Consider the following 20,740-nt stretch of genomic DNA (forward strand, 5'->3'; position numbering starts at 1 on the left):
TTTGCTATTTCAACTCCTTAATTAGTATAAGAATTAACCTGTCTTGGTGTTTGATATCCCTGAAATGACCCTTGAGTTTTTGTTCTTATTCTAGCGGGCTTAAAATCATCAGTTGCAAAATTGTAAACACTCGGTTCAAAGCAGGCAAAACTTTTTATTCTAGAATTGGGAAATTAGGTGTATTTAGAAATTGGGTATTTTTTCGAGTTTAAGCCTTGTGCAGCTGAGTTGCAACCACTCTTCAGGTGTAGCCATAAAGATTTGACCCAAGTCCAGTTATTTCCTATAGTTTACCGCCAAATTGCTTGTTTTTGATTAATCTACTTTATGACAAATTTTAATCGCTCTACCAGTCGTCGGTTGAAAACATTAACTCAAATTCCTTCTGTATGGGAGGGCGATCGCCGTCCGATGTCATTATCGCCAATCCATGATTCACATTCAGAAGCCAAAGGTGAATGTATTCTTTGGGTGGATGGCTCACAAGGTGTTGTGCGGGGAATGGACTTAGTATCTCCTGAAACAGGACCAGAAGCCATTGTTCGCACTTTAATGCGTGCAATGGAGCATCCCCACAGTCCTGCTAAACCGGGTAGACCCCAAAAGATTGTGGTCAAAGATCGGGAAATCCAGTTTTACCTGCGCGGTGTGCTACAAGGTTTAGATATTACCATTGATTACGTCCCGGAATTGCCCTTAATCGATGAACTGTTTCGTGGGTTTACGGAAATTTTGGATAACCAAGTTCCCGACTTACCTCCCCAGTATGCACAAGTTTTACATGATAAAGCCTTAGCTCTTTGGCAGTCAGCTCCTTGGGAATTTTTAGAAGAACAGCAAATCTTATCCATAGAAATTAACAACTGGGATGTTAGCACACTCTACGCCTCAGTGATGGGGATGCTAGGGATGGAATATGGAATTTTATTTTATCGTTCAGAAAATTCTCTAAAGCAGTTTCGCGCCGCGGTTTTACAAGATGATGAATCAGAAGGACGTTTAGAAGAAGCTTTCCTCAAACAAGATTGCCTGTTTGTAACCTTTGAGGGTAAGGATGAAATGGGGCAAAATGAAGATTTAGCCGATTTACCCAAATCGGAAATTGAGCCAAATTTTGGTAATATACACCCCTTAGAGGGATTACGCTCCGTTTTGTATGAAGAAGAAGCCCTTGCGGCCTTTGTAGCCCTGGAGAGCCTGAAGCAGTTTTTCCGTGATTACCAGCGCCATCTCAGTAGTGAGATGTTTCCTAGCCTGAGCCGAAGCTATCGTATTTCTCTACCTAAATCAAAGTCAGAATCAATTAAATCTTTATCGGTCACTGTCTCCACTATGCCGCAGCTAGCAGCAGAATTAGAGGAAATGGCAGGTTTAGTAAGCGAAGAATTGGAAACGGGAGAGGAAAATTTATCTGATTTTCATTCCTTGCGAGATGACTTGATCCCAGAAGATTCTTTTCTCACTTTGGGGGTAATTTCTTGGCAGATGCTAGATTCTTTGCGTCAAGGAGTGCAAACTCATCAAGCTGCTGATCTTTCAAAAGTTGGTGACGGATTCCCGGTAGTTTTAATTCAAACTTCAAGACCCAAGGCGAAAACTGTAATTGAAAATATTTTAGCTGCCGGCGGACTCAAAGCAATTTGCTTTAATCCGGGTGCTGATCCTTTTGATGGCGAGCGCTACGATTTGGGTTTGTTGCAAACTGAAAATAATGAATTGTTCCTGTTTGGTGAATTCTTAGACGATGATCCCAGTCATATAGAAGCCCGAAAGAAATGGAATCAGCGATGTAAAAACACCAAAGGCTACTGTGGCTTAATTATTGCTAAAGGACTAACAGGAGCCTCCCGTGGAAATCCGCAATTGCGGGATATGATGGCTTTGTTTGAGACGCGATCGCTTTCACCTCAAAATTTAGGTATCGGTACTCTCCAACTTATGCCCCAAGTTTAACCTGTAGGTTGTTTACGTGATGGGTTTTCATTCCTGGTCACAGACTACACTAACGTGAAAAAATCAGAAACAACTGGGCGAATGTAATTTTGCAGCTGGACCAACAAACTCCCCCTGGGCTCGTTTTGTCTAAGTGCTGTTGTAATTTTTTATAACCATGACTTTTCTATGGATATGCACTTAATTACCATCGCAATTATTGTGTAGTTTGTCCTTAACATCTTCCCTGATTGAAACCCAGGAAACTCTAAACTGATGTTGCTACCCAGGCTGAAGCCGTGGAACCCAACCCTCAGGACATGATTTACTACTTAATCCATTAAATAAATTAACTCGTCTTGGGACTGTCAAAGCTCCCCTACCCACCTTGGCTAGGTTAACACCTATCTGTGCTGCTACTTTCGTTAAAATATTTCCAGCACCGTTACAGTGAGCGTTTACCAGTATCCCAGGGGAAGTTTTGTACAACCCGGGTTTTACCCTTTGACCTGACAGTTCCATCCGCTGGTTTTTTTACCATGTTTGTAGAGGTAATCGCCATCCAGGTAAGACGCTTTTAAAGTATATACTTCTTCAGTAATCCTTATTTTTATGCCATATTCTGGACAAAACTTCCTCTGTTCTATACCAATAGTTACTACAATATTTGACAACAATATTCTTAGGAAATATGGCTAAATTATCCAGGGAAGACCGTGAATACAGGCGCACTGAGAACTCTGTATCTTCAATTAATTACCATTTTGTTTCAGTACCAAAGCGTAGAAAGTCAGTATTAATTAACAAACTTGCTAAAAGGTGACAAGAGATTATTTCTGAGCTAGTAACAGACCATGGATGGCGACTTATTACCCTGATGGTTCAACCTGACCACGTTCATTTATTTATCAACCCTCCTACCCATGAGTCACCAGCAAATATTGCCAAGTAAGTTAAAGGTAGAGCATCTCATCACCTGACAAAAGAGTTTCCAGAACTAAAAAAAAATACCTGCTACGTGAACATTCACTTACTTTCCAGCGTCAACAAATCAGGTAAGCACTGAGGTAGTTAAAAGGTATATTGAAATTCAACGAAGGAAATGAGGAAAAATCGCCATAAATCCCCTTGAGTCCCGGTTCACACCCTCCCTAAAGCCCAGAGTTTCCCAACCTCCCACTATGTTTTAATAGAATTAGCTAAAATTTTCAATAATTTACTTATCCCTGATGTCCCTATAAAAAAATCTTAAGTTATTTGGGAATACAGATTATTAAAAGTATAAAAATCACCCATATAATGTCTGTACTATGAAAATAAATTTAGCCCACCCTCATCAGAAAACTTACAAAACAAAGAACTCTATCATACTTTAACTTGTTGTACTTACTCTATACAGAATGTTTTAAGTAAATTACCAACTTGACGTAAACATAGTGCTGAGGTTCCAAAATTTACGAACCAAAATTTAAAAAAAATACTGGGGCAATTTCTCAAAAATGTCAGGATCACAGTTACTTGCAGTAGAAAAATAGTATAGTAATTCTACCGTTGTTAGTTAAGAGTCATAATAGTAGTTCGTGATTGATAAAAATGTTCTACTCCACTAGTAAGTACCTCATCTGTAGTTGCAATTACTAGCGGTAGTCTGCTCGCTCTTAATTAGCGATTAAGAATTAGCAGTTAACTGATTAAGGATGGACTTTTATGAGCTTAAACAGATGGAAAAAACTTCTTTGACATTGACAAATATAGCTTTTGTCCCAGTAATGTCAGGTGGTTATTCACAATAAAATCGACGTAAGCAGAGCAAGGCATATCTCAATGCTAGCAGTTTTTGGTCTTGGAGTACATATTGTTTGTCAAAGTATTTGCTTACCTTGATGGACAAAAAAACTGAAATTCTATTGAGCAAGAATAATGCGGGTATCTTGATTAAGTTAACAGTAGGTGTGTGAAGTGGATTGAATAGAATTCAATTGTCAGGCTTGGATGAAAGTATTTATGGTACAGCTGTCTTTACCATAGACTATGCGATATCTCTGCCCCCACCATAGTAATTCTATTTTTATCTTTTAGTGAACAATCATCAATGTATTGGACAAAGATAAGTTTTTTATTGCTAATAGCATTGCTTGTTTCTTGACACAAATTCTGATAATCTTATCGTCTTGATATTCAGTTACTTCCCTTTTTCATGATGTAAATACACAGCAAATAGCATGATAATGACTAATAAAAAATGGGCCGTAAAACGTATAACTGTGAACTTAGCAACACAGGAAGCAGAGAAACTAGAACAATATTGTCAACAAACAGGTAGACCTGCAACAGATGTAATTCGTGAACTGATTAGAGGACTACCTCTATCAGACGCTAATCAAGGAAGCTAACAAATAGGAATCTAGTTTTACAACTCCGTCCATCACCAATTTTACTATGTCAAAAAGACCTGCCATGTTTGCTAAATCCAAATTTACTGACTAAAACTTATTCCCCGGTAAATAGGTTTTCGCACAAGTCTATTTGGTGAGTTGCCAAAACTACCAGGGAAACTTACTACTAAAACCCATAAGACATGGTGAACTTGAATAAATAGCCAATTCCGACACCAACCCAGTTACAATCTGTAAAGAAACTGAAAGGGTAAGATGGAATGCGTGTTGCAATAGTGGGTGCGGGACTGGCTGGGCTAGCAACCGCAGTAGATTTAGCCGATGCTGGTTGTGAAGTCCAGATTTTTGAGTCCCGTCCATTTGTTGGTGGTAAAGTCAGCAGTTGGGTTGATCAAGATGGCAACCATATTGAAATGGGTTTGCACGTCTTTTTTGGTTGCTACTACGAACTATTTGAATTAATGGGAAAAGTAGGGGCGTTGTCAAATTTGCGCCTGAAAGAACACACACACACTTTTATTAATCAGGGGGGAAAAACTGGTAGTTTAGATTTTCGCTTTTTTACAGGTGCCCCCTTCAATGGATTAAAGGCATTTTTTACTACTTCTCAACTGTCATTACAAGATAAACTGCAAAATGCCATCGCCTTGGGTACTAGCCCCATAGTTCGGGGGTTGGTAGATTTCAATGGAGCGATGAAAACTATCCGCAATTTAGACAAAGTTAGCTTTGCTCAATGGTTCCGCAGTCACGGCGGTAGTGAGGGTAGCATTAAACGAATGTGGAATCCCATCGCTTATGCCTTGGGATTTATTGATTGTGAGCATATTTCTGCTCGTTGTATGTTGACAATTTTTCAGTTTTTTGCATGTAAAACCGAAGCTTCTATTATGCGAATGCTGGAAGGGTCACCGGATGAATATTTGCACAAGCCGATTTTGAAATATTTAGCAGATAGAAGCGCACAAGTTTATACTCGTCGCCAGGTGCGGGAAATTCAATTTACCGATTCAGGAGAACAAACTCATGTCACTGGCATAGTAGTTGCTGAAGGTGAAAACACAAAAATTATTACTGCTGATGCTTACGTTTGTGCTTGCGATGTGCCAGGCATTCAGCGCATATTACCTCAAGAATGGCGTAAGTGGTCAGAATTTGACAATATTTATAAATTGGATGCCGTACCAGTAGCAACAGTGCAGCTGCGATTCGACGGCTGGGTGACAGAACTACAAAATCAAGAGAAACGTCATCAGCTCCATCATCCTGCCGGCATAGATAATTTGCTCTATACTGCTGATGCTGACTTTTCTTGTTTCGCTGATTTGGCTTTGGCTAGTCCCAGTGATTATTATCGCCCAGGACAAGGCTCATTGTTACAGCTGGTACTCACACCGGGAGATCCCTTTATTAAACAAAGTAATGAGGCCATCGCACAACACGTCCTCAAGCAAGTCCATGATCTGTTCCCTTCATCACGAGAACTGAACATGACCTGGTACAGCGTTGTGAAACTGGCGAAGTCTCTCTACCGGGAAGCACCAGGAATGGACCCCTACCGTCCTAATCAAAAAACCCCGGTGCATAATTTCTTTTTAGCAGGTAGTTATACTCAGCAAGATTATATCGACAGTATGGAAGGAGCAACAATTTCGGGAAGACGTGCAGCAAAGGTGATTTTAGAGAACGTCAAGAAATAACCAACCGCACTCAGCACACAGGAAGCAGAGGAATAAAAGAAAATGGCAGATTGGTTAGAACATAGTGTGCAAATTGAAGTACCAGTTCCTATAGAGTTGGTATGGGGACTTTGGTCCGATTTAGAGCAAATGCCCCGTTGGATGAAGTGGATTGATTCAGTTAAGATTTCCCCTGAGAATCCAGATATATCAGTATGGAAGCTGAGTACTGGTGGTCTGAACTTTCAATGGAAATCCCGGATCATCAAGATTATCAAGCAGCAAATTATTCAATGGGAATCTGTTGATGGTTTGCCGAATCAGGGCGCAATTCGCTTTTACGATCGCCACGATAGTACTATCGTCAAAATGACCGTTTCCTATGCTATTCCTGGGATTCTGGGTAAAATTATGGATAATTTGTTTTTGGGTCGGGTGGTTGAGTCCACTATTCAAGCTGACTTGGAGAGATTCAAGGAATATGCTGTGAATAGCAAGTCTCATAGTTAGTTAAGCTTCCCCGGTCTTCTGAATCGGGGATTTCTGAAGAGGCCAAAATGAACTTTCTTAGGCCGACTTAAACAACCTCTACTGATATCCCTAAATTCAACTCTTAGCACCACCGCTACTTTTCTCAAAAAATTAACAGCCGACACTCTGGGTTAATTCTGAACCCATCACCAGTTTTATAACCCTGTTTTGTCACCCTCTGGCTATTACAACAAACTACAAATACTACAACCAGCCGCAGCAACAGTATCCTTGCAAAAACTACCAGGTGGCGTCACTATACAAATGAATAATCATTTCTTCGTGCTCTGGGGAAACTGAGGAAATACAAGCGCGAATGACATCCTTGTTTTCTAGTTCTACCGTGCAAGCGTGACAAGAACCCATGAGACAACCTGTGGGAATGAATACTCCAGCCCGTTCTGCTACATCTAACAAGGGTTCTCCTGGTTCAGCGTTAATAGTAATATCATCTGGCAAAAAGCGGACACGAATAGTCATAAATAGTTAGTTTAATTGCGCTAAAAAAGGTGTTAAGTTCAAATGGTTTTCAACTTCTGTGGCTAGGGAGTCTAGTATTTGTTCTCGATGTTCCCGATAGTTAGCAACACCGGTGGGTAAAGACTGTAAGCCTCTTTGTTGACGGAGACGATTTAACCAAGCACGTCGCCAAGGACCGTTGTCAAAAAGTCCGTGGAGGTATGTACCCCATATTGATTGACAGCTATCTACTAACCCTAAATTAGCATCATCAAATAAAGGGTGGTAGTGTTGGTTATTTTCTGGCTGTTCTATGCGCGATCGCCCTTGGTGAATTTCAAAACCGTTGACCGGCAACCCCGTTTGCGGGTAGTTTGAGGTAACCTGGCGCTGGCGGGCTATTTTCTGTCCTGTAATTACGGTTCTAATGGGTAAAAGGTTTAATCCTGGAAATCTACCAGCTTGTCCTTCTAATCCCTCTGGGTCAGCTAGCATTTGTCCCAAAATTTGGTAGCCCCCACAAATACCTAATACTGTACCACCCGAGGCTGCATAGTCTTGAATCGCTTGTGCCATTCCAGTTTTTTGCAGTAGAAGTAGGTCATTGATTGTGGTCTTTGATCCCGGGATAATTACCGCATCAGGATGTCCTAAATCTTGCTTAGGGCTAATAAATTTGACTGTTACTGTTGGTTCTGATTCCAAGGGGTCAAAGTCGGTAAAGTTGGAAATTCTCGGTAAGCGGATGACGGTGATATTGAGGTCTGTGTTATTTTTGTATGACCTACGCTCTAGTAGGTCAAGAGAATCTTCTGCGGGAAATATTTCTTGAAAATAAGGAATTACACCTACAACAGGAATGCCAGTATATTCTTCTAACCATTTTATCCCAGGTTCCAGGAGCGATCGCTGTCCCCGGAATTTGTTAATTACTATACCTTTAATTAATTGACGCTCTTCTGGTTCCAGTAACTCTAGAGTACCCACCACATGAGCAAAAGCACCACCACGGTCAATATCAACTACCAACATAGTCGGTGCATTCAAATATTTTGCTATCCTCATGTTGGTTAAGTCACGGTGCTTGAGGTTAATTTCCGCCGGACTACCTGCACCTTCACAAACTAGAAAATCAAATTCTGTAGATAAGTGTTTAAGAGATTCTTCTATGGCTTGCCAACCAATATCAAAGTATTGTTCGTAATAATCTGCGGCTCTGACTTTGCCTAAGACTCTACCTTTGATAATGACCTGGGATGTCATATCTCCTTGGGGTTTAAGTAAAATCGGGTTCATTTCTACCCAAGGAAAAACACCAGCAGCCCAAGCTTGTACAGCTTGAGCATAGCCAATTTCTCCCCCATTAGCCGTAACATAAGCATTCAAAGCCATGTTTTGACCTTTAAAGGGAGCCACTCGCCAAGAATTCCGGGATAAAATGCGGCAAATAGCTGTGGTCATCAGTGATTTACCTGCGTGAGATGTTGTTCCCACCACCATCATTGCTTTCATAATTCCTACGTTATAGACTCCTAGTTATTTTGTCTCCACTGCTGGTAACATATTTACAAAAGGTGTTGTAGAACATTTACTTCAACAAAAAGAGGGAACAGGGAATGGAGAGGCTGCGCGAACATCCCTTGCCCGAAGTACGAAATACGGCGCTATACGCCTGTTTGTCAAGGGTTTTCCGCATTTTTGTTATAAGTTTGATTGCTCAGAATATAAACTTAATACTTTTTAATACTTTTTTTTAAAAAGGCAGTCTAAACCAGTAAGTTATGGCATCATACAGGCGATCGCTCCAAGAAGGAGGAGACCAATTTTTGCCTTGGAATTGTTCTACTAATTGATGACCTAAAGGAGTTAGGCGAAAACTATCTGTAATTCCCTGACCATCCACTTCCCGGCGTAAAACACCTACTTGGATTAGCCAGTTTAAAGCATTATCGCATGCTAATTCTGATAAGGGGCGTTGGGTATAACCATGCTTAATACCATTTTCCATAGCGATCGCCCCTAATGGTACACTCTGATGACCCATGGACGCAAACAAAACCAGATTGAAGGGAGAACATAACAGCGATCTTTTCGCCCTTTTTACAGTGCTTGGGGTATACAAAAATGCTTTCTGATTTTTGGTCATGGGTTATTAGTTTTTATTCAACCAGATGTATTGTAAATTATTGTAAAATTTCTAAGTCATCTATTTAAAACAGGAAGGGTTCATTATGCCTCTAGCAGTTGGTACAGATGCACCTGCATTTACCGTCAAAGATACTAACGGTAACACCGTTTCATTATCCGATTTTGCTGGAAAAACAGTTGTTTTGTATTTTTACCCCAAAGATGACACTCCAGGCTGCACTAAACAAGCTTGTAGCTTTCGGGATGCTCAACCTGAATATACCGATAAAAATGTCGTAGTGCTGGGAGTTAGCGCTGATGATGAAGCTTCTCATCAAGCCTTCACCCAAAAATATAATCTCAATTTTCCACTGTTGGCGGACACAAACAAAACCTTAATCAAAGCTTATGATGTTGATGGCGGTGGTTACGCCAAGCGTGTTACATACGTAATTGACCGTAACGGCAAAATCATTCACGTTGATGCTAGTGTAAATACCACTACCCATGCGAGTGATGTTTTATCTGCACTTGGTCTGTAGTTTTTAGACCCTGAATTAACCTCAACTCCACCTGTTTAAGGTTGGAAGTTGAGGCTTTAAAATCAAAAGATAAAGAAACACAGAGCATTTCACTTCACCGAGGTAAACTCCTAGCGGACAAAACTTCTACCAAGGGTAAAAATTAAGGCAGTTGAGTTTCCTCAGGTAAAGTGGATGTTGAGTTTCTGTTTGACTGTTGCTGTTGTTGAATCGCTTTTTGTTGTCTAGCTCTAAACTCCAATGCGGCTGAGTCCAATTTTTCTTGCTGCTCATTAGCATTCCAGATTATATTGCCCATATTCACCCGATGGATGATGTCAAACATATCAATTTCACCGGAGTTAGGAGAGGCGAAGGGATCAATATTCTGGTTTGTACCACGATCTACTGAGTTAAATTGAGCCAAACTGGGTTGAGGGAACAAAGAAGCAAAGCCAATTCCCGCCAACGTTACTATTGAAAGTTTAGTAACTGATAAAAATGGTTTTTTCACGGAGTTTTTATCCTTCAATTGCTATCAGGAATCCAGTTGTGAACTTAGCCTAGAGTCTGTCGTAGTCGGGGTTGAATGCTTAATAAAGCAATCAGAGCAAAGCCCAACAACAAAAGCAGCGCTCCTCCAAAGGTAACATTACCCCAAGGGGCTTGCATGACAATACTATCTAGTCCCCAGTGGCTGTGAACATAAAGATAGCGTATTGGTTCAATAGCATAGCTCAAAGGATTCAAAGTGGCTACAATTTGTAACCACTGGGGCATAAAGGATAATGGAGCTAAGGCAGTACTCGCAAACAACAGAGGTAAGTTAGTTACAAAAATTACGGCAATCAGTTCAATGTGACCTGGTAGGGCAAAAGCTAAACCCAGGGAAATAGCTGTTACACCTAATGCTAGAAGAAATACGATTAAACCAATGGCACTCAGACCTAGTACATCCGGTAGCCCTGCCCCTAGAAAAGCTGCTGCTGCTACAATTACAGCTGCTTGCAGCAAACTTTGGCTAATAATAAAAATGGCAGAAGCAAAGACTATAGAAAACCGTGATGCTAAAGGTGCTACCAGCAACCGATTTAAAAAACCGAACTCACGGTCAAACATCACGGGTAAACCAGCATTCAAAGCTCCGGCAAAGGCTGTAAAAACAATGACACCAGCAGCTAAAAATTGACCGTAATTTGTCGTACTCCCAAATAAGCCTTTGGGGGCGTTCTGGAATAATGCGCCAAATAGCACTAACCACATAACCGGCTGAATAATTCCGGCGACTAAGGTTGAGGGACGGCGTTGTAATTGAATAAACAAGCGCCGAGTTAAGGCCAGAGTCTCTTGTACTAATTCACTAAACAAGTTCGAGGCTACATTGACATCTACTGAGGGTGATGTTACTTGCTGCCAGTTGATTTCAGATTTAGGACTAACACTCATAGTAATTTAGCAACTATTGATATTCAGGACTAGGAAGTAATGACTCTTGACTAATGACTATTCCCTATCTCATATTTTGCTTTTTCTCGGCTTTGGGATCGCGAGTGCTAACTGCAGCCAGTTCTGCATCCATTAAAGTGCGTCCAGTGGCGGCGAGGTAAACGTCATCTAAGCTAGGGCGAGATTGAGCAATGCCAAAGGTGGGCAAGCCAAGGGTGTTCAGGGTTTGCTGTATGGTAATGAGGGCATCACTTTGAGGTGTCACTACCAAGTTGAGGGAATTACCTTGAGCGCTGTTAATAATTACCTCTTGCACAAAGGGTAAATTTTCCAAGCAGTGTTTGGCTTTTTCTGCCTCTTCAAGTGGAGAAAATTCTTGGATTCGTAAGGTAATGCGATCGCCGCCTACCTTATCTTTTAATTGTGAAGGTGTGCCAGCTGCAATCACTACACCACGGTCAATAATTGCCACACGGTCAGCAAGGGCATCAATTTCTTCTAAATAATGGCTGGTAATCAGTACCGTCGTACCAGCAGCCCGTAGTTGGCGCAAGAAATCCCAGACTACAAAACGGCTTTCTATGTCAAGACCTACTGTTGGCTCATCTAAGACCAAAACATCTGGGGCGTGGAGTAAACCAGCAGCTAAGTCCAGACGCTTGCGTAAACCGCCTGAATAGGTTCCAGTTTTTTGATGAGCGTATTCCTGTAAACCGAGTAAATTCAGAACGGTATCAATACGCTGTTTAGCCACTGCACCTGGGATATGATAAAGAGCTGCTTGCAGTTGCAGTAATTCTTTGCCAGTCAGTACCTTATCTAATGCCACTTCTTGGGCTACATAGCCGAGTTTTTGTCTGGCAATTCTAGGCTGGTGTACAACAGACACACCAGATACTTCGATTTTGCCCGCATCCGGTGTAGTCAGAGTACATAAAGCCCGCAGAGTCGTGGTTTTGCCAGCACCGTTAGGTCCGAGTAAACCAAAGATTTCTCCCGGTTCTATTTCAAAGGACACGTCTTTGACCGCGACTACTTTACCGTAGCTCTTTTGTAGTTTTTCAATTAAAACGGCGGGAGCCATCACAGCTTAACCCCTAACTATACAAATCTCAACAAATTACATTTCTATTGTAGTTGAGTAGTATGATCTCTGGCCATCGATTGGTTACATGAGGTTATTTTGTGGCTTGATTTTGAAGATGTTTTCTTTACTAAAATTTTAAGTTTTGTAACCTCTCGATGTGGTGAATCAAGGAAATCCATGGGGGTTAAATCCACATGAGGTCAGGTTTTGAAACATTGTAACCCATTGTAATATCTTTGATAATTTTTTCGCACCGACCTAGAGGCAGCCACAGCGATGAATGTTATGTAAACAAAAATAAAATATATTTTTTTTGGTTGACACCCTATGGTTTTGTCTATTAGTCTTGATCAAGGTAAATTTTAAACTATTTACCGCTAGCAAAAGTGTACGCAAACTAAATCTTACATTAGAATCTACGTGCCCTGGCGCAACCGAACCTTAAAAACCATATTCCCCATTCCCTATTCCCCATATACTAATAGTTTCATAGGGGTACGGTCTGTGACTACCTCTTCCCCCCAAGGGGATGGAAACGCATTAGCGTGTGGAAGTTTCGCACAAGCCTTGAGATTGGCGAAAATCCCTGACTACCTCTTCCCCGCAAGGGGATGGAAATACACTTTAGTCTGTAGTCCGTGCTTACCCGCCCTAAGGCGATGAAAACACAGAAGAGACCTTCCGCCGGAATGTCTCTTCTGCTGAATCATCGGTGACTACCTCTTCCCCCCAAGGGAATGGAAGTCACCGACTTCTTGAAGAAATCGGGGATGTGAGCCTAGCAGTGTTAGTAAACTACCTGGAAAAACTTAACTATTCGCCGTATTCTCCCCCAGTCACCTTACCGCGAAAAACAATATATTGGTAAAGGTTGTAAAACAACATCACGGGAATGAGAAAGCCGATAAAAATAATCATAATTACCAGCGAACTCGGATCAGCAGAAGCTTGATAAATTGTGATTTGATTAGGAATAATGTAAGGAAAAACAATTAATCCCAAACCCACAAAAGTTAACACAAATAACAGAATAGTCCAGACAAAGGGCGCTCTTTCTTCTCCACAGTTGAGACTTCTCAGTAATTGCCAAATTAACAGCACCCCTAATACCGGAATGACTGCAAAAATATAAACTAGGGGTTGTTGAAATAACCTGGCTCTGGCATTTTCATAAATGATTGGTGTGGTAATAGTGATGAAAATTGCACCGATTAAAGTTGTCCAAGCAGCAATTTTGGCAGTTTTAAAGTGAGTCGCTTGTAATTCCCCCGTGGTTTTCCAGATTAAATAGGTAGAACCAATGAGCACATATCCTTGAATCAAGGTTAAAGCTACCAACACAGAGGGAAGACTCAGCCAGTCCCAAGTACTACCAATAAAGTGTCCAGCTTCATCAACATTAATTCCTTTTAACACCGCACCTAAAGCGAACCCTTGACCGAGTGCGGCGCTAAAACTTCCAGCACCAAAGGCTATATTCCAGAAAAATTTGCGGTTAGATAAGTCCCGAAATTCAAAAGCCACACCGCGAAAAATAAACCCAAACACCATCACCAATAAGGGAATATACAAAGCAGTGAAAATCGTACCATAAGCTAAGGGAAATGCACCGAACAGTCCTCCTCCCATGAGAACTAGCCATGTTTCGTTTGCATCCCAAATGTTACTCAAACTCGTCATTAAAATTCCCCGCCGTTCTTCATCGGAGGAAGTGAGAGATAATATCCCTACTCCTAAATCAAATCCGTCTAAGATTACATAAAGAAACAGAAAGAGTGCCAAAATTACAAACCATACTTGGGGGAGAAAATACCTGAGTGTCTCCATAGAATTTCCTCTGGGGATTGTTTGCAGAAAATAAATCAATTCTGATTAGTAGGGGGTATCTGCTACACAAAAGCTACACAAGTTTTGTCCATTTATCTGTTCCCCATTCCCTGTTCCCTTTATCTGTCAATGAAAAATTACTTAACCTCAACCCAACCCTCTCCTGACCAAGAAGAAAGAGCAAGAATTTTCTGACTGTTTTTCACTGTTGTGCTTCCACAGGGCGTTCGTCGGGAATGAATTCCCCAGGGGTAGTTTCTACTGCCGGTTTACTAATTTCTATTCCTGGGATGGGTAACTCGAGATTTGGACCTCTACGAATAATGCGACTACCGAAGTATAAAGCCGCAATGAATAACACTGTATAAACAATGACAAAGCCCGTGAGTGAAACTAAAACATTGCTAGCTGGTATACGAGAAGCAGCATCAACAGTGCGGATTTCTCCGTAAAGTGTCCAGGGCTGTCTACCCACACAACGCACTATCCAGCCTGAATCTATGGCAATGTATCCCAAAGGTGCAGCAAATACCCAAGCCCCCATCAACCAGCGTTGCTGAGTAATATTTTCTACTGAGAGATTACCAACCAGCCATTGTAGGGTGCTGACTAACATTAAACCGGCTAAAAAAAAGCCAATGGCGATCATGGTGCGGAAAGAATAGTAAATTAAACCTACCATGTGGGGACGATCTTCTGGTTTCCACTCTTTTAATCCTCGTAAGGGTTCCGATAGATTTTTTCTAAATTCCAGAATGTACCCTAGTCCGTTGGGGATGGTGATTTCCCAGTCGTTTTTTTGGTCTTTTTCGTTGGGGATAGCCAGCAAACTCCAATCAGCAGGTTGTCCAGCTGGTGAAGATTCCCATTGAGCTTCCATGGCCGCTAGTTTGGTCGGTTGATAGTGATAAACTTGTTCACCGCTTAAGTGACCGATGTATATTTGTAATGGAGCTACTGCAATAGCCACTGCTAAAGCAATTTTGAAAGAGCGAGCAAAAAAAGCTTGATGGCGTTGCTGCAAGATGTACCAAGCACTAATTCCACCAATGACAAACAAAGAAGTTTCCAGTGTGGCAAAAAACATATGCAGCACACTATTAACCATGAAGGGATTTAAAATTGCTTGAAAGTAATCGCTGACAACAAATTTACCTGCCACCATTTCTCCACCAGCAGGAGTTTGTAACCAGGAATTAGCTGTTAAAATCCAGAGAGTCGATAAGTTAGCACCTACAGCTACGAAGATGGTGGAAAGATAGTGAATGGCGGGATTGACCCGTTCCCAGCCAAATAACATAGTACCTAAAAATGCAGCTTCTAGCATAAAAGCCCAAGAAGCTTCAAAACCGATAACGCTACCAAAAAAGTTACCTATAGCTTCTGATAATGGTCCCCAATTGGTGCCAAACTGAAATTCCATCGGGATACCTGTTGCTACACCAATACCAAAGTTAAGGACATAGAATTTTGACCAAAACCTAGCATGAAGATAGTAATCAGGATTACGAGTTTTTAGCCATAGTCCTTCAACGATAACTAGATAAATACCCATCCCGGTAGTTAGGACAGGCCACAGCATATGGAATAATGCAGTCAGTGCAAATTGCATCCGTGATAACACTACAGAATCGGATAAAAATTCCACGAATTTTCTCCTTTAGTTAGCCACACTACACTATTTAGGATAAAGGCTAATTCTCATAACCCAAATACTTTTAATTGGTTTTTTGTAAATCTTGTTAAAATGTAATAAAAAATTTATTTTTTGTGTTAAACCATAATTGTTGATTGTGAAAAATATCTGCAAAAAATTATGCAAAATATCCGCAATTCTCAGGTAAATAATTTAATATCTTGTGTAAATTAGTTTTCTTGGAAATTGTAACATCAGATAATTTCAAAGATTGTTGAGAAAATGTCTTTTGTTTTTATTCTCAAGATAAAACCGATTTCTCTAGAAAAACCCTTTTTCCAGAAATGCTGATTGAAAAAATAGCATAAAAATGGAAATTGTGTAATTTATACTGAGTTCCCAATCCTACTATTGCGGCATGGGAATCTTAGTATAGGTGTTTGCATATGATAGGTAATTTTAGTAAAAATTAATTTTCTGCAAATTAATGTAAAAAGCAACTTCTATCTACTCGTGCAACAAGTGAATTTATTTTGATAAGTGACTAATTGTAAAGGTAGTTCTATCTGTTTTGCTATTTGCGAACATACAAATTTCATATCTGTTAGCCAATCTTACTAACTAACTATGACAAGCAAATTATTTTTACTTAAAAACAACTATATTCCTGCAAGTTAAAGCAGTAAATCATATAATAGCAGCTTACTTAACTAGAAAATTTGAGCCTGCCCATGCAGGCTTGCTTGGCGTTGCTTTAGACTTGAGTTTGAAGAATTGATGAGATATATTAAGTTACTAAATCCGGGAAAACCTCTTGTACTGCCGGATGTACTAAGCGATGATTATGGACATTCAAACCCTTAGCCAATGCTGGGTTAACTTCTATTGCTTTGATGCCTAGATTTGCTAACTGGGTAACGTAAGGTAATGTACTGTTATTAAGTGCCTGAGTTGCTGTCCAAGGTACTGCACCGGGCATATTGGGAACACCATAATGGACTACACCTTCTTCAACATATACAGGATTAGTGTGTGATGTGACATGTAGAGTTTCTACACAGCCGCCTTGGTCAACTGCAACATCTACGATTACTGAACCAGGATGCATTTGTTTGACAAATTCCCGGGATACTAATATCGGTGCTCTACGTCCTGGAACTAAAACTGCACCAATAAGTAAATCAGCTTGTTTAACAGCACCTTCGATATGAGCGGAGTTGCTGTACAGTAATTCAACTCTGGAAGCAAATAAAGTCTCTAAGTAAGATAAGCGTTCAATATTCACATCTAAAATTTGCACGGCAGCACCCATGCCCACGGCAATTTTAGCTGCTTCTGTACCGACAACGCCACCGCCTAAAATAACCACTTTTCCGGCTTTGACTCCAGGGACACCGCCTAAGAGAACTCCTCTACCACCTTGTTGACGTTCTAGAAATCTGGCTCCAAATTGTACTGCTAGCCGACCAGCAATAATGCTCATGGGGGCCAGTAGTGGTAATTTGTTATTACCGGGTTGTTCTACCGTTTCATAAGCGATAGCACAAGTGCCACAATCAATTAAATGCTCGGTCAAGTTACGGTCAGCCGCTAAATGTAGATAAGTAAACAATATTTGTCCTTTTTGCAAGAACTTATACTCATCACTTAGAGGCTCTTTGACCTTGACCACTAACTCCCGATTCCAAGCAGCTTCTGCTGTAGAAACAATGTTTGCTCCTGCTGCTTGATAATCATCATCTGTGAATCCTGCGCCACTTCCTGCTTGAGTCTGAACAAAGATGCTATGACCATTTTCCCTCAGCACCCGCGCACTAGAAGGACTCAACCCTACCCGAAACTCTTGATCCTTGAACTCCTTAGGAACGCCGATTTCCATTTCCCGCCTCTAATGATTTTTGTTCAACTTTAGCTTGCCAGTTTCACGCTTGCACTTTGGTATTAGAAATAGCTAACTACTAACCCAACTTTCTCAACCCTACTGGCCAAGCTATGACAGTCCTAACCCTGACTTATGTGAAAAATAATTACAAATTGTTAAAATAGTGTTGATATGGTTTTCTGTTAGAAAACAGTAGCAGATTCTGCAAGAGATGCTGGCATTGTAGCACTGCTCGGCAGTTATACCCTCTCACTGGTTGTCAATGCCATCTGAAACTTTGATCATTGTTTATTGTTTAATGTTTCAAGTCCCGTTTACGAAAAAGAGGTTTCTGGAAAATGACACAAATACAACCAACAATTACACCTAGATTAGAAGAGCCTAAATTTGGTTTTAATGAATATGCTGAACGGCTAAACGGCCGAGCAGCAATGATTGGCTTTTTATTAATGGTGGTAATTGAGTACGTCACTGACCAAGGTGTGTTATCATGGCTAGGTTTGAAATAGTGCCAGCAAAAAGCATTAGTGTTAAAGTTGTAAGCTAGTAATTAGAAGTGTTTGAACCAGCTGGGACAACTAGCTGGTTTTGACAGTATCCATATCTAACGGCGAACTTCTTCCCACAAATTGCTGTTGATGCTAAAAAGGCAGATCAAAAAGTTGGTATTAAAAGTTGGTATTTTAAACTTGCTGGTAAACCACACCCTGCAAGAAAGTTAATTACTTATTTTTTTGCTGGCTGCAATCAAGTTTTAATCATCAATATGCCTATTGCCAAAATGGCAGTTAATGTGTGAGGCATCGTCAATCAAGTTATACATTAAGGTAATCTGGATAAACCAATCTGTGATGAATGCTGTATTACCTCGTTTTTTAAAATCAGCCTACAGAAGAGACCCAATCATCAGCGTATTGATGACAGTAGGCTTCGTAGATACTCTGATTGGGGGGTTTAATGATACTTGGTCATTATTTGCCGTGGGTTTGGGAACAGCAGGGATCAGCCTGGCTTTCAAGTTCTGGCGTATCCAGCAACGACGACCCATAGTAGATGATCCCGTAGTCCAACATTATTTACCCTCCCAATCTTCTAGTCCTTCTCTACCAATTCTGACTACGGCTAAGAAAAAACCACGCCGATAAGCACATAAATCGGTAAATTTCATGGGCGTAACTATTTTGAAAGGAAGCAAAAATAGTGAGGAGTGAGGAAAAAAGTGGAGATAATTCTGTACTCCACCGGTATCTTATTACAGCATTGATGGCAGCCATCGCTGTGCCAATACCCCTTCGCCAAGGGTTGAACATTCACACTGCTGATGCTGCTGTTGAATTTAGACCTAACTCTCAAGTCAAAACCACAATTGCCAATCCCCAACTGCTTTACTCTTTTTTAGGACATAAAGGAAAAGTTAAATCTCTGGCTTTTAGTCCCGATAGCCAACTTTTAGCCAGTGGTGGTGCTGATAATGACGGCATAATTCAATTGTGGAATCCCGTATCTGGTGAAAAATTGGGACACATCAGCAAAGCACACACAACTGGGGTGAGGTCTTTGGTGATTTCCCCAGACGGTCAAACTTTAATTAGCTCTAGCAACGATAGCAAAATTAATCTTTGGAACCTCAGCAATAATCGTTTTAGTCGCTCTTTTGTGGGACATAACAGTAATGTCATGTCTTTAGCTGTATCTCCCGATAGCCGAGTTTTGGTAAGTGGTGGTTTAGACGGAATTAGGATGTGGGATTTATTGCAGCAGCGTCCCCTGGCTACCTTAGTGCAGTTTGATAATTCTATACATACCCTAGCAATAAGTCCTAATGGTCAGACCTTAGTTAGTGGTGATCACAAAGGAGTGATTAAGCTGTGGAACTTGAATACTGGTAAATTAATCCGTGAATTTACGGCACATTCCCAGATGGTAACTGCTTTAGCTTTCACCCCTGACGGGTCAAGTTTTATCACCGCTAGTGGCGATGGGCAAATTAAAATTTGGCAACCTAATTCTACCAAGCCAGTCCGCATCCTAAGAGGAGGGAATAATTGGGTAAATACCATCGCTATTAATCCCGATGGACAAACTTTAGCCAGTGGGGGTAGAGATGGAGTGAAGCTGTGGAATCTAACCACAGGCGAGTTAGTAAATAGACTTGTGGGACATTCAGATTGGGTAAATGCCATCGCCTTTAGTCCTAATGGAAAAACCCTGGCCAGTGGTAGTTTTGATGGTAGAGTAAACATCTGGGGAATTGCATCAAAAAACCAAAATTAAATTTCCCAATTATTCAAAAACTCCAAAAGATAAAAATACATTGGTAACTTTAATTGTTTTGCAGGATCTGCCGTAGCTGTTGTTGCAAAGCTTCCTCTTGTTGAATGGCGCCAAATATTTCATTGAAGCGGTTTGGTTCTAATCCCACAGACCTCACCACTTGCTCATGTTGAGATAAAGTTTCCTCTTGGATTAACTGAATCTGTGATTTGACTTGGTTAAAAGACTTTTGCTCTTCTGGAGTTGGTGGTGAAGATAGTTGAGGTTCAGGTGAGTCCTGTGCTTGGGAAAGCTCTTGAAATCGTTCTAAGCTTATCCCTGATTGCTCAAGAGCTTGTGTAGTTCTTTGTTGAGCTGTTTGACCAATTTCCTGCAACGCCGGTATCAGGCTGGCAAATTGTTGTAGTTCTTCCGGACTGACACTTTGTGCTTGAGGTTGTTGAAATTGTGCGTGAATTTGAAGTTTTGATTTTGGAGCTTCTGCTAAAGCAGAAACATTGCTTGCTAGCAACAAAACCAAAACAGAGCTACCTTTCAAAAGTTGCTTTAACATACTGACTTCCTCCGTAGAAATTGCTAACCTTGCCTTAGCAAGGTAACTGGTTTCCAGAAATCAAGCTTGTGGGATTTTTATCTCCAGATGTATTGAGCAATTAATGTGATAGCAAACACAAGGTATTAATGATTATGATTGACATCATTTCCCAACTAGCGTAATACATCTTGAATAAACTAATCAAGATGACAAAGAAAAGTCTTTGTCTCAAAATACTGATGTCAATTAACGAAAATCATGTGACAGATTTAAGCTTCCCCGGTCTAAAGACACGGGGATTTCTGAATATTCCATAAAAGAACTTTCTTAGGTTGACTTAAACAACCTCTACTGATTCCGGTTAAGTCAAACTTAAACATCATCGCTACTTTACGAATAATATTGGCT

The 20,740-nt window shown here is 40.7% G+C and carries 18 protein-coding genes and 1 pseudogene; 9 read left to right on the top strand and 10 right to left on the bottom strand.

Annotation, left to right across the window (positions count from 1 at the left end):
• Positions 1–327: 327 nt before the first annotated feature.
• The 5 genes and pseudogenes from NWP25_RS09325 (at position 328) to NWP25_RS09345 (ending at position 6,517) form a co-directional block, all read left to right on the top strand.
• The gene (locus NWP25_RS09325; RefSeq protein WP_280699252.1) at positions 328–1,953 is read left to right on the top strand and encodes a DUF6930 domain-containing protein; all 1,626 of its coding nucleotides are present in this window, start codon (positions 328–330) and stop codon (positions 1,951–1,953) included.
• A 670-nt stretch (positions 1,954–2,623) separates the two neighbouring features.
• Positions 2,624–3,038, top strand: a pseudogene (tnpA, locus tag NWP25_RS18835) (IS200/IS605 family transposase).
• Positions 3,039–4,154: 1,116 nt separating this feature from the next.
• Positions 4,155–4,325 (top strand): ribbon-helix-helix domain-containing protein, encoded by a 171-nt coding sequence (locus tag NWP25_RS09335; RefSeq protein ID WP_280652563.1) that lies wholly within the window; start codon positions 4,155–4,157, stop codon positions 4,323–4,325.
• A gap of 263 nt (positions 4,326–4,588) precedes the next feature.
• Positions 4,589–6,028 (top strand): 9,9'-di-cis-zeta-carotene desaturase, encoded by a 1,440-nt coding sequence (gene zds, locus NWP25_RS09340; RefSeq protein ID WP_280652564.1) that lies wholly within the window; start codon positions 4,589–4,591, stop codon positions 6,026–6,028.
• Positions 6,029–6,070: 42 nt separating this feature from the next.
• The gene (locus NWP25_RS09345; RefSeq protein WP_280652565.1) at positions 6,071–6,517 is read left to right on the top strand and encodes an SRPBCC family protein; all 447 of its coding nucleotides are present in this window, start codon (positions 6,071–6,073) and stop codon (positions 6,515–6,517) included.
• A 261-nt stretch (positions 6,518–6,778) separates the two neighbouring features.
• Here NWP25_RS09345 and NWP25_RS09350 read toward each other — a convergent pair whose 3' ends face one another.
• The 3 genes from NWP25_RS09350 to NWP25_RS09360 form a co-directional block, all read right to left on the bottom strand.
• Positions 6,779–7,018, bottom strand: coding sequence for a 2Fe-2S iron-sulfur cluster-binding protein (locus NWP25_RS09350; RefSeq protein WP_280652566.1), 240 nt, complete (start codon positions 7,016–7,018; stop codon positions 6,779–6,781).
• Between the two features lie 6 nt (positions 7,019–7,024).
• Positions 7,025–8,509 carry a cobyric acid synthase CobQ gene (gene cobQ / locus NWP25_RS09355; protein WP_280652567.1) on the bottom strand — a complete coding sequence of 495 codons (1,485 nt, stop codon included), beginning with the start codon at positions 8,507–8,509 and terminating at the stop codon, positions 7,025–7,027.
• Between the two features lie 241 nt (positions 8,510–8,750).
• On the bottom strand, positions 8,751–9,143 hold the full coding sequence (locus tag NWP25_RS09360) for an Npun_F0494 family protein (protein WP_280699255.1): 393 nt from the start codon (positions 9,141–9,143) through the stop codon (positions 8,751–8,753).
• Between the two features lie 85 nt (positions 9,144–9,228).
• Here NWP25_RS09360 and NWP25_RS09365 point away from each other — a divergent pair, with 85 nt between their 5' ends.
• Entirely contained in the window at positions 9,229–9,666 is a 438-nt protein-coding gene (locus tag NWP25_RS09365) for a peroxiredoxin (RefSeq protein WP_280699257.1), read from the top strand.
• 142 nt (positions 9,667–9,808) lie between these two features.
• On the opposite strand, the gene NWP25_RS09370 is transcribed toward NWP25_RS09365, so the two are convergent.
• The 6 genes from NWP25_RS09370 to ald form a co-directional block, all read right to left on the bottom strand.
• A complete protein-coding gene (locus NWP25_RS09370) occupies positions 9,809–10,159 on the bottom strand; it encodes a hypothetical protein (RefSeq protein WP_280652570.1) in 351 nt (116 codons plus the stop codon).
• Positions 10,160–10,203: 44 nt separating this feature from the next.
• Positions 10,204–11,091, bottom strand: coding sequence for an ABC transporter permease (locus NWP25_RS09375; protein ID WP_280652571.1), 888 nt, complete (start codon positions 11,089–11,091; stop codon positions 10,204–10,206).
• Positions 11,092–11,155: 64 nt separating this feature from the next.
• The gene (locus tag NWP25_RS09380; RefSeq protein WP_280652572.1) at positions 11,156–12,175 is read right to left on the bottom strand and encodes an ABC transporter ATP-binding protein; all 1,020 of its coding nucleotides are present in this window, start codon (positions 12,173–12,175) and stop codon (positions 11,156–11,158) included.
• A gap of 816 nt (positions 12,176–12,991) precedes the next feature.
• On the bottom strand, positions 12,992–14,005 hold the full coding sequence (gene cydB / locus NWP25_RS09385) for a cytochrome d ubiquinol oxidase subunit II (RefSeq protein WP_280652573.1): 1,014 nt from the start codon (positions 14,003–14,005) through the stop codon (positions 12,992–12,994).
• A 202-nt stretch (positions 14,006–14,207) separates the two neighbouring features.
• On the bottom strand, positions 14,208–15,653 hold the full coding sequence (locus tag NWP25_RS09390; RefSeq protein WP_280652574.1) for a cytochrome ubiquinol oxidase subunit I: 1,446 nt from the start codon (positions 15,651–15,653) through the stop codon (positions 14,208–14,210).
• 775 nt (positions 15,654–16,428) lie between these two features.
• Positions 16,429–17,520 (bottom strand): alanine dehydrogenase, encoded by a 1,092-nt coding sequence (ald, locus tag NWP25_RS09395; protein ID WP_280656708.1) that lies wholly within the window; start codon positions 17,518–17,520, stop codon positions 16,429–16,431.
• 341 nt (positions 17,521–17,861) lie between these two features.
• Between ald and NWP25_RS09400 the strand changes: the two genes are divergently transcribed.
• The 3 genes from NWP25_RS09400 to NWP25_RS09410 all read left to right on the top strand — a co-directional run bounded on the left by NWP25_RS09400 (position 17,862) and on the right by NWP25_RS09410 (position 19,797).
• Positions 17,862–18,032, top strand: coding sequence for a chlorophyll a/b-binding protein (locus NWP25_RS09400; protein WP_280652578.1), 171 nt, complete (start codon positions 17,862–17,864; stop codon positions 18,030–18,032).
• Positions 18,033–18,374: 342 nt separating this feature from the next.
• Complete coding sequence (locus NWP25_RS09405) at positions 18,375–18,668, top strand: hypothetical protein (RefSeq protein ID WP_280652579.1); 294 nt, start codon at positions 18,375–18,377, stop codon at positions 18,666–18,668.
• Positions 18,669–18,723: 55 nt separating this feature from the next.
• Positions 18,724–19,797: a WD40 repeat domain-containing protein gene (locus NWP25_RS09410; RefSeq protein WP_280699259.1), complete on the top strand. Its 1,074-nt coding sequence runs from the start codon at positions 18,724–18,726 to the stop codon at positions 19,795–19,797.
• Positions 19,798–19,846: 49 nt separating this feature from the next.
• Here NWP25_RS09410 and NWP25_RS09415 read toward each other — a convergent pair whose 3' ends face one another.
• Complete coding sequence (locus NWP25_RS09415) at positions 19,847–20,350, bottom strand: DUF4168 domain-containing protein (RefSeq protein WP_280699262.1); 504 nt, start codon at positions 20,348–20,350, stop codon at positions 19,847–19,849.
• Between the last annotated feature and the right edge of the window lie 390 nt (positions 20,351–20,740).

Origin of the sequence: Umezakia ovalisporum Ak1311 (assembly GCF_029891685.1) — a bacterium.
GTDB lineage: Bacteria > Cyanobacteriota > Cyanobacteriia > Cyanobacteriales > Nostocaceae > Umezakia > Umezakia ovalisporum.

Excerpts from the sequence above, each read along its gene's own strand:
- NWP25_RS09325 (WP_280699252.1), top strand. The coding sequence starts at position 328 with ATGACAAATTTTAATCGCTCTACCAGTCGTCGGTTGAAAACATTAACT.
- NWP25_RS09335 (WP_280652563.1), top strand. The coding sequence starts at position 4,155 with ATGATAATGACTAATAAAAAATGGGCCGTAAAACGTATAACTGTGAAC.
- zds (WP_280652564.1), top strand. The coding sequence starts at position 4,589 with ATGCGTGTTGCAATAGTGGGTGCGGGACTGGCTGGGCTAGCAACCGCA.
- NWP25_RS09345 (WP_280652565.1), top strand. The coding sequence starts at position 6,071 with ATGGCAGATTGGTTAGAACATAGTGTGCAAATTGAAGTACCAGTTCCT.
- NWP25_RS09350 (WP_280652566.1), bottom strand. The coding sequence starts at position 7,018 with ATGACTATTCGTGTCCGCTTTTTGCCAGATGATATTACTATTAACGCT.
- cobQ (WP_280652567.1), bottom strand. The coding sequence starts at position 8,509 with ATGAAAGCAATGATGGTGGTGGGAACAACATCTCACGCAGGTAAATCA.
- NWP25_RS09360 (WP_280699255.1), bottom strand. The coding sequence starts at position 9,143 with ATGACCAAAAATCAGAAAGCATTTTTGTATACCCCAAGCACTGTAAAA.
- NWP25_RS09365 (WP_280699257.1), top strand. The coding sequence starts at position 9,229 with ATGCCTCTAGCAGTTGGTACAGATGCACCTGCATTTACCGTCAAAGAT.
- NWP25_RS09375 (WP_280652571.1), bottom strand. The coding sequence starts at position 11,091 with ATGAGTGTTAGTCCTAAATCTGAAATCAACTGGCAGCAAGTAACATCA.
- NWP25_RS09380 (WP_280652572.1), bottom strand. The coding sequence starts at position 12,175 with ATGGCTCCCGCCGTTTTAATTGAAAAACTACAAAAGAGCTACGGTAAA.
- cydB (WP_280652573.1), bottom strand. The coding sequence starts at position 14,005 with ATGGAGACACTCAGGTATTTTCTCCCCCAAGTATGGTTTGTAATTTTG.
- ald (WP_280656708.1), bottom strand. The coding sequence starts at position 17,520 with ATGGAAATCGGCGTTCCTAAGGAGTTCAAGGATCAAGAGTTTCGGGTA.
- NWP25_RS09400 (WP_280652578.1), top strand. The coding sequence starts at position 17,862 with ATGACACAAATACAACCAACAATTACACCTAGATTAGAAGAGCCTAAA.
- NWP25_RS09405 (WP_280652579.1), top strand. The coding sequence starts at position 18,375 with ATGAATGCTGTATTACCTCGTTTTTTAAAATCAGCCTACAGAAGAGAC.
- NWP25_RS09415 (WP_280699262.1), bottom strand. The coding sequence starts at position 20,350 with ATGTTAAAGCAACTTTTGAAAGGTAGCTCTGTTTTGGTTTTGTTGCTA.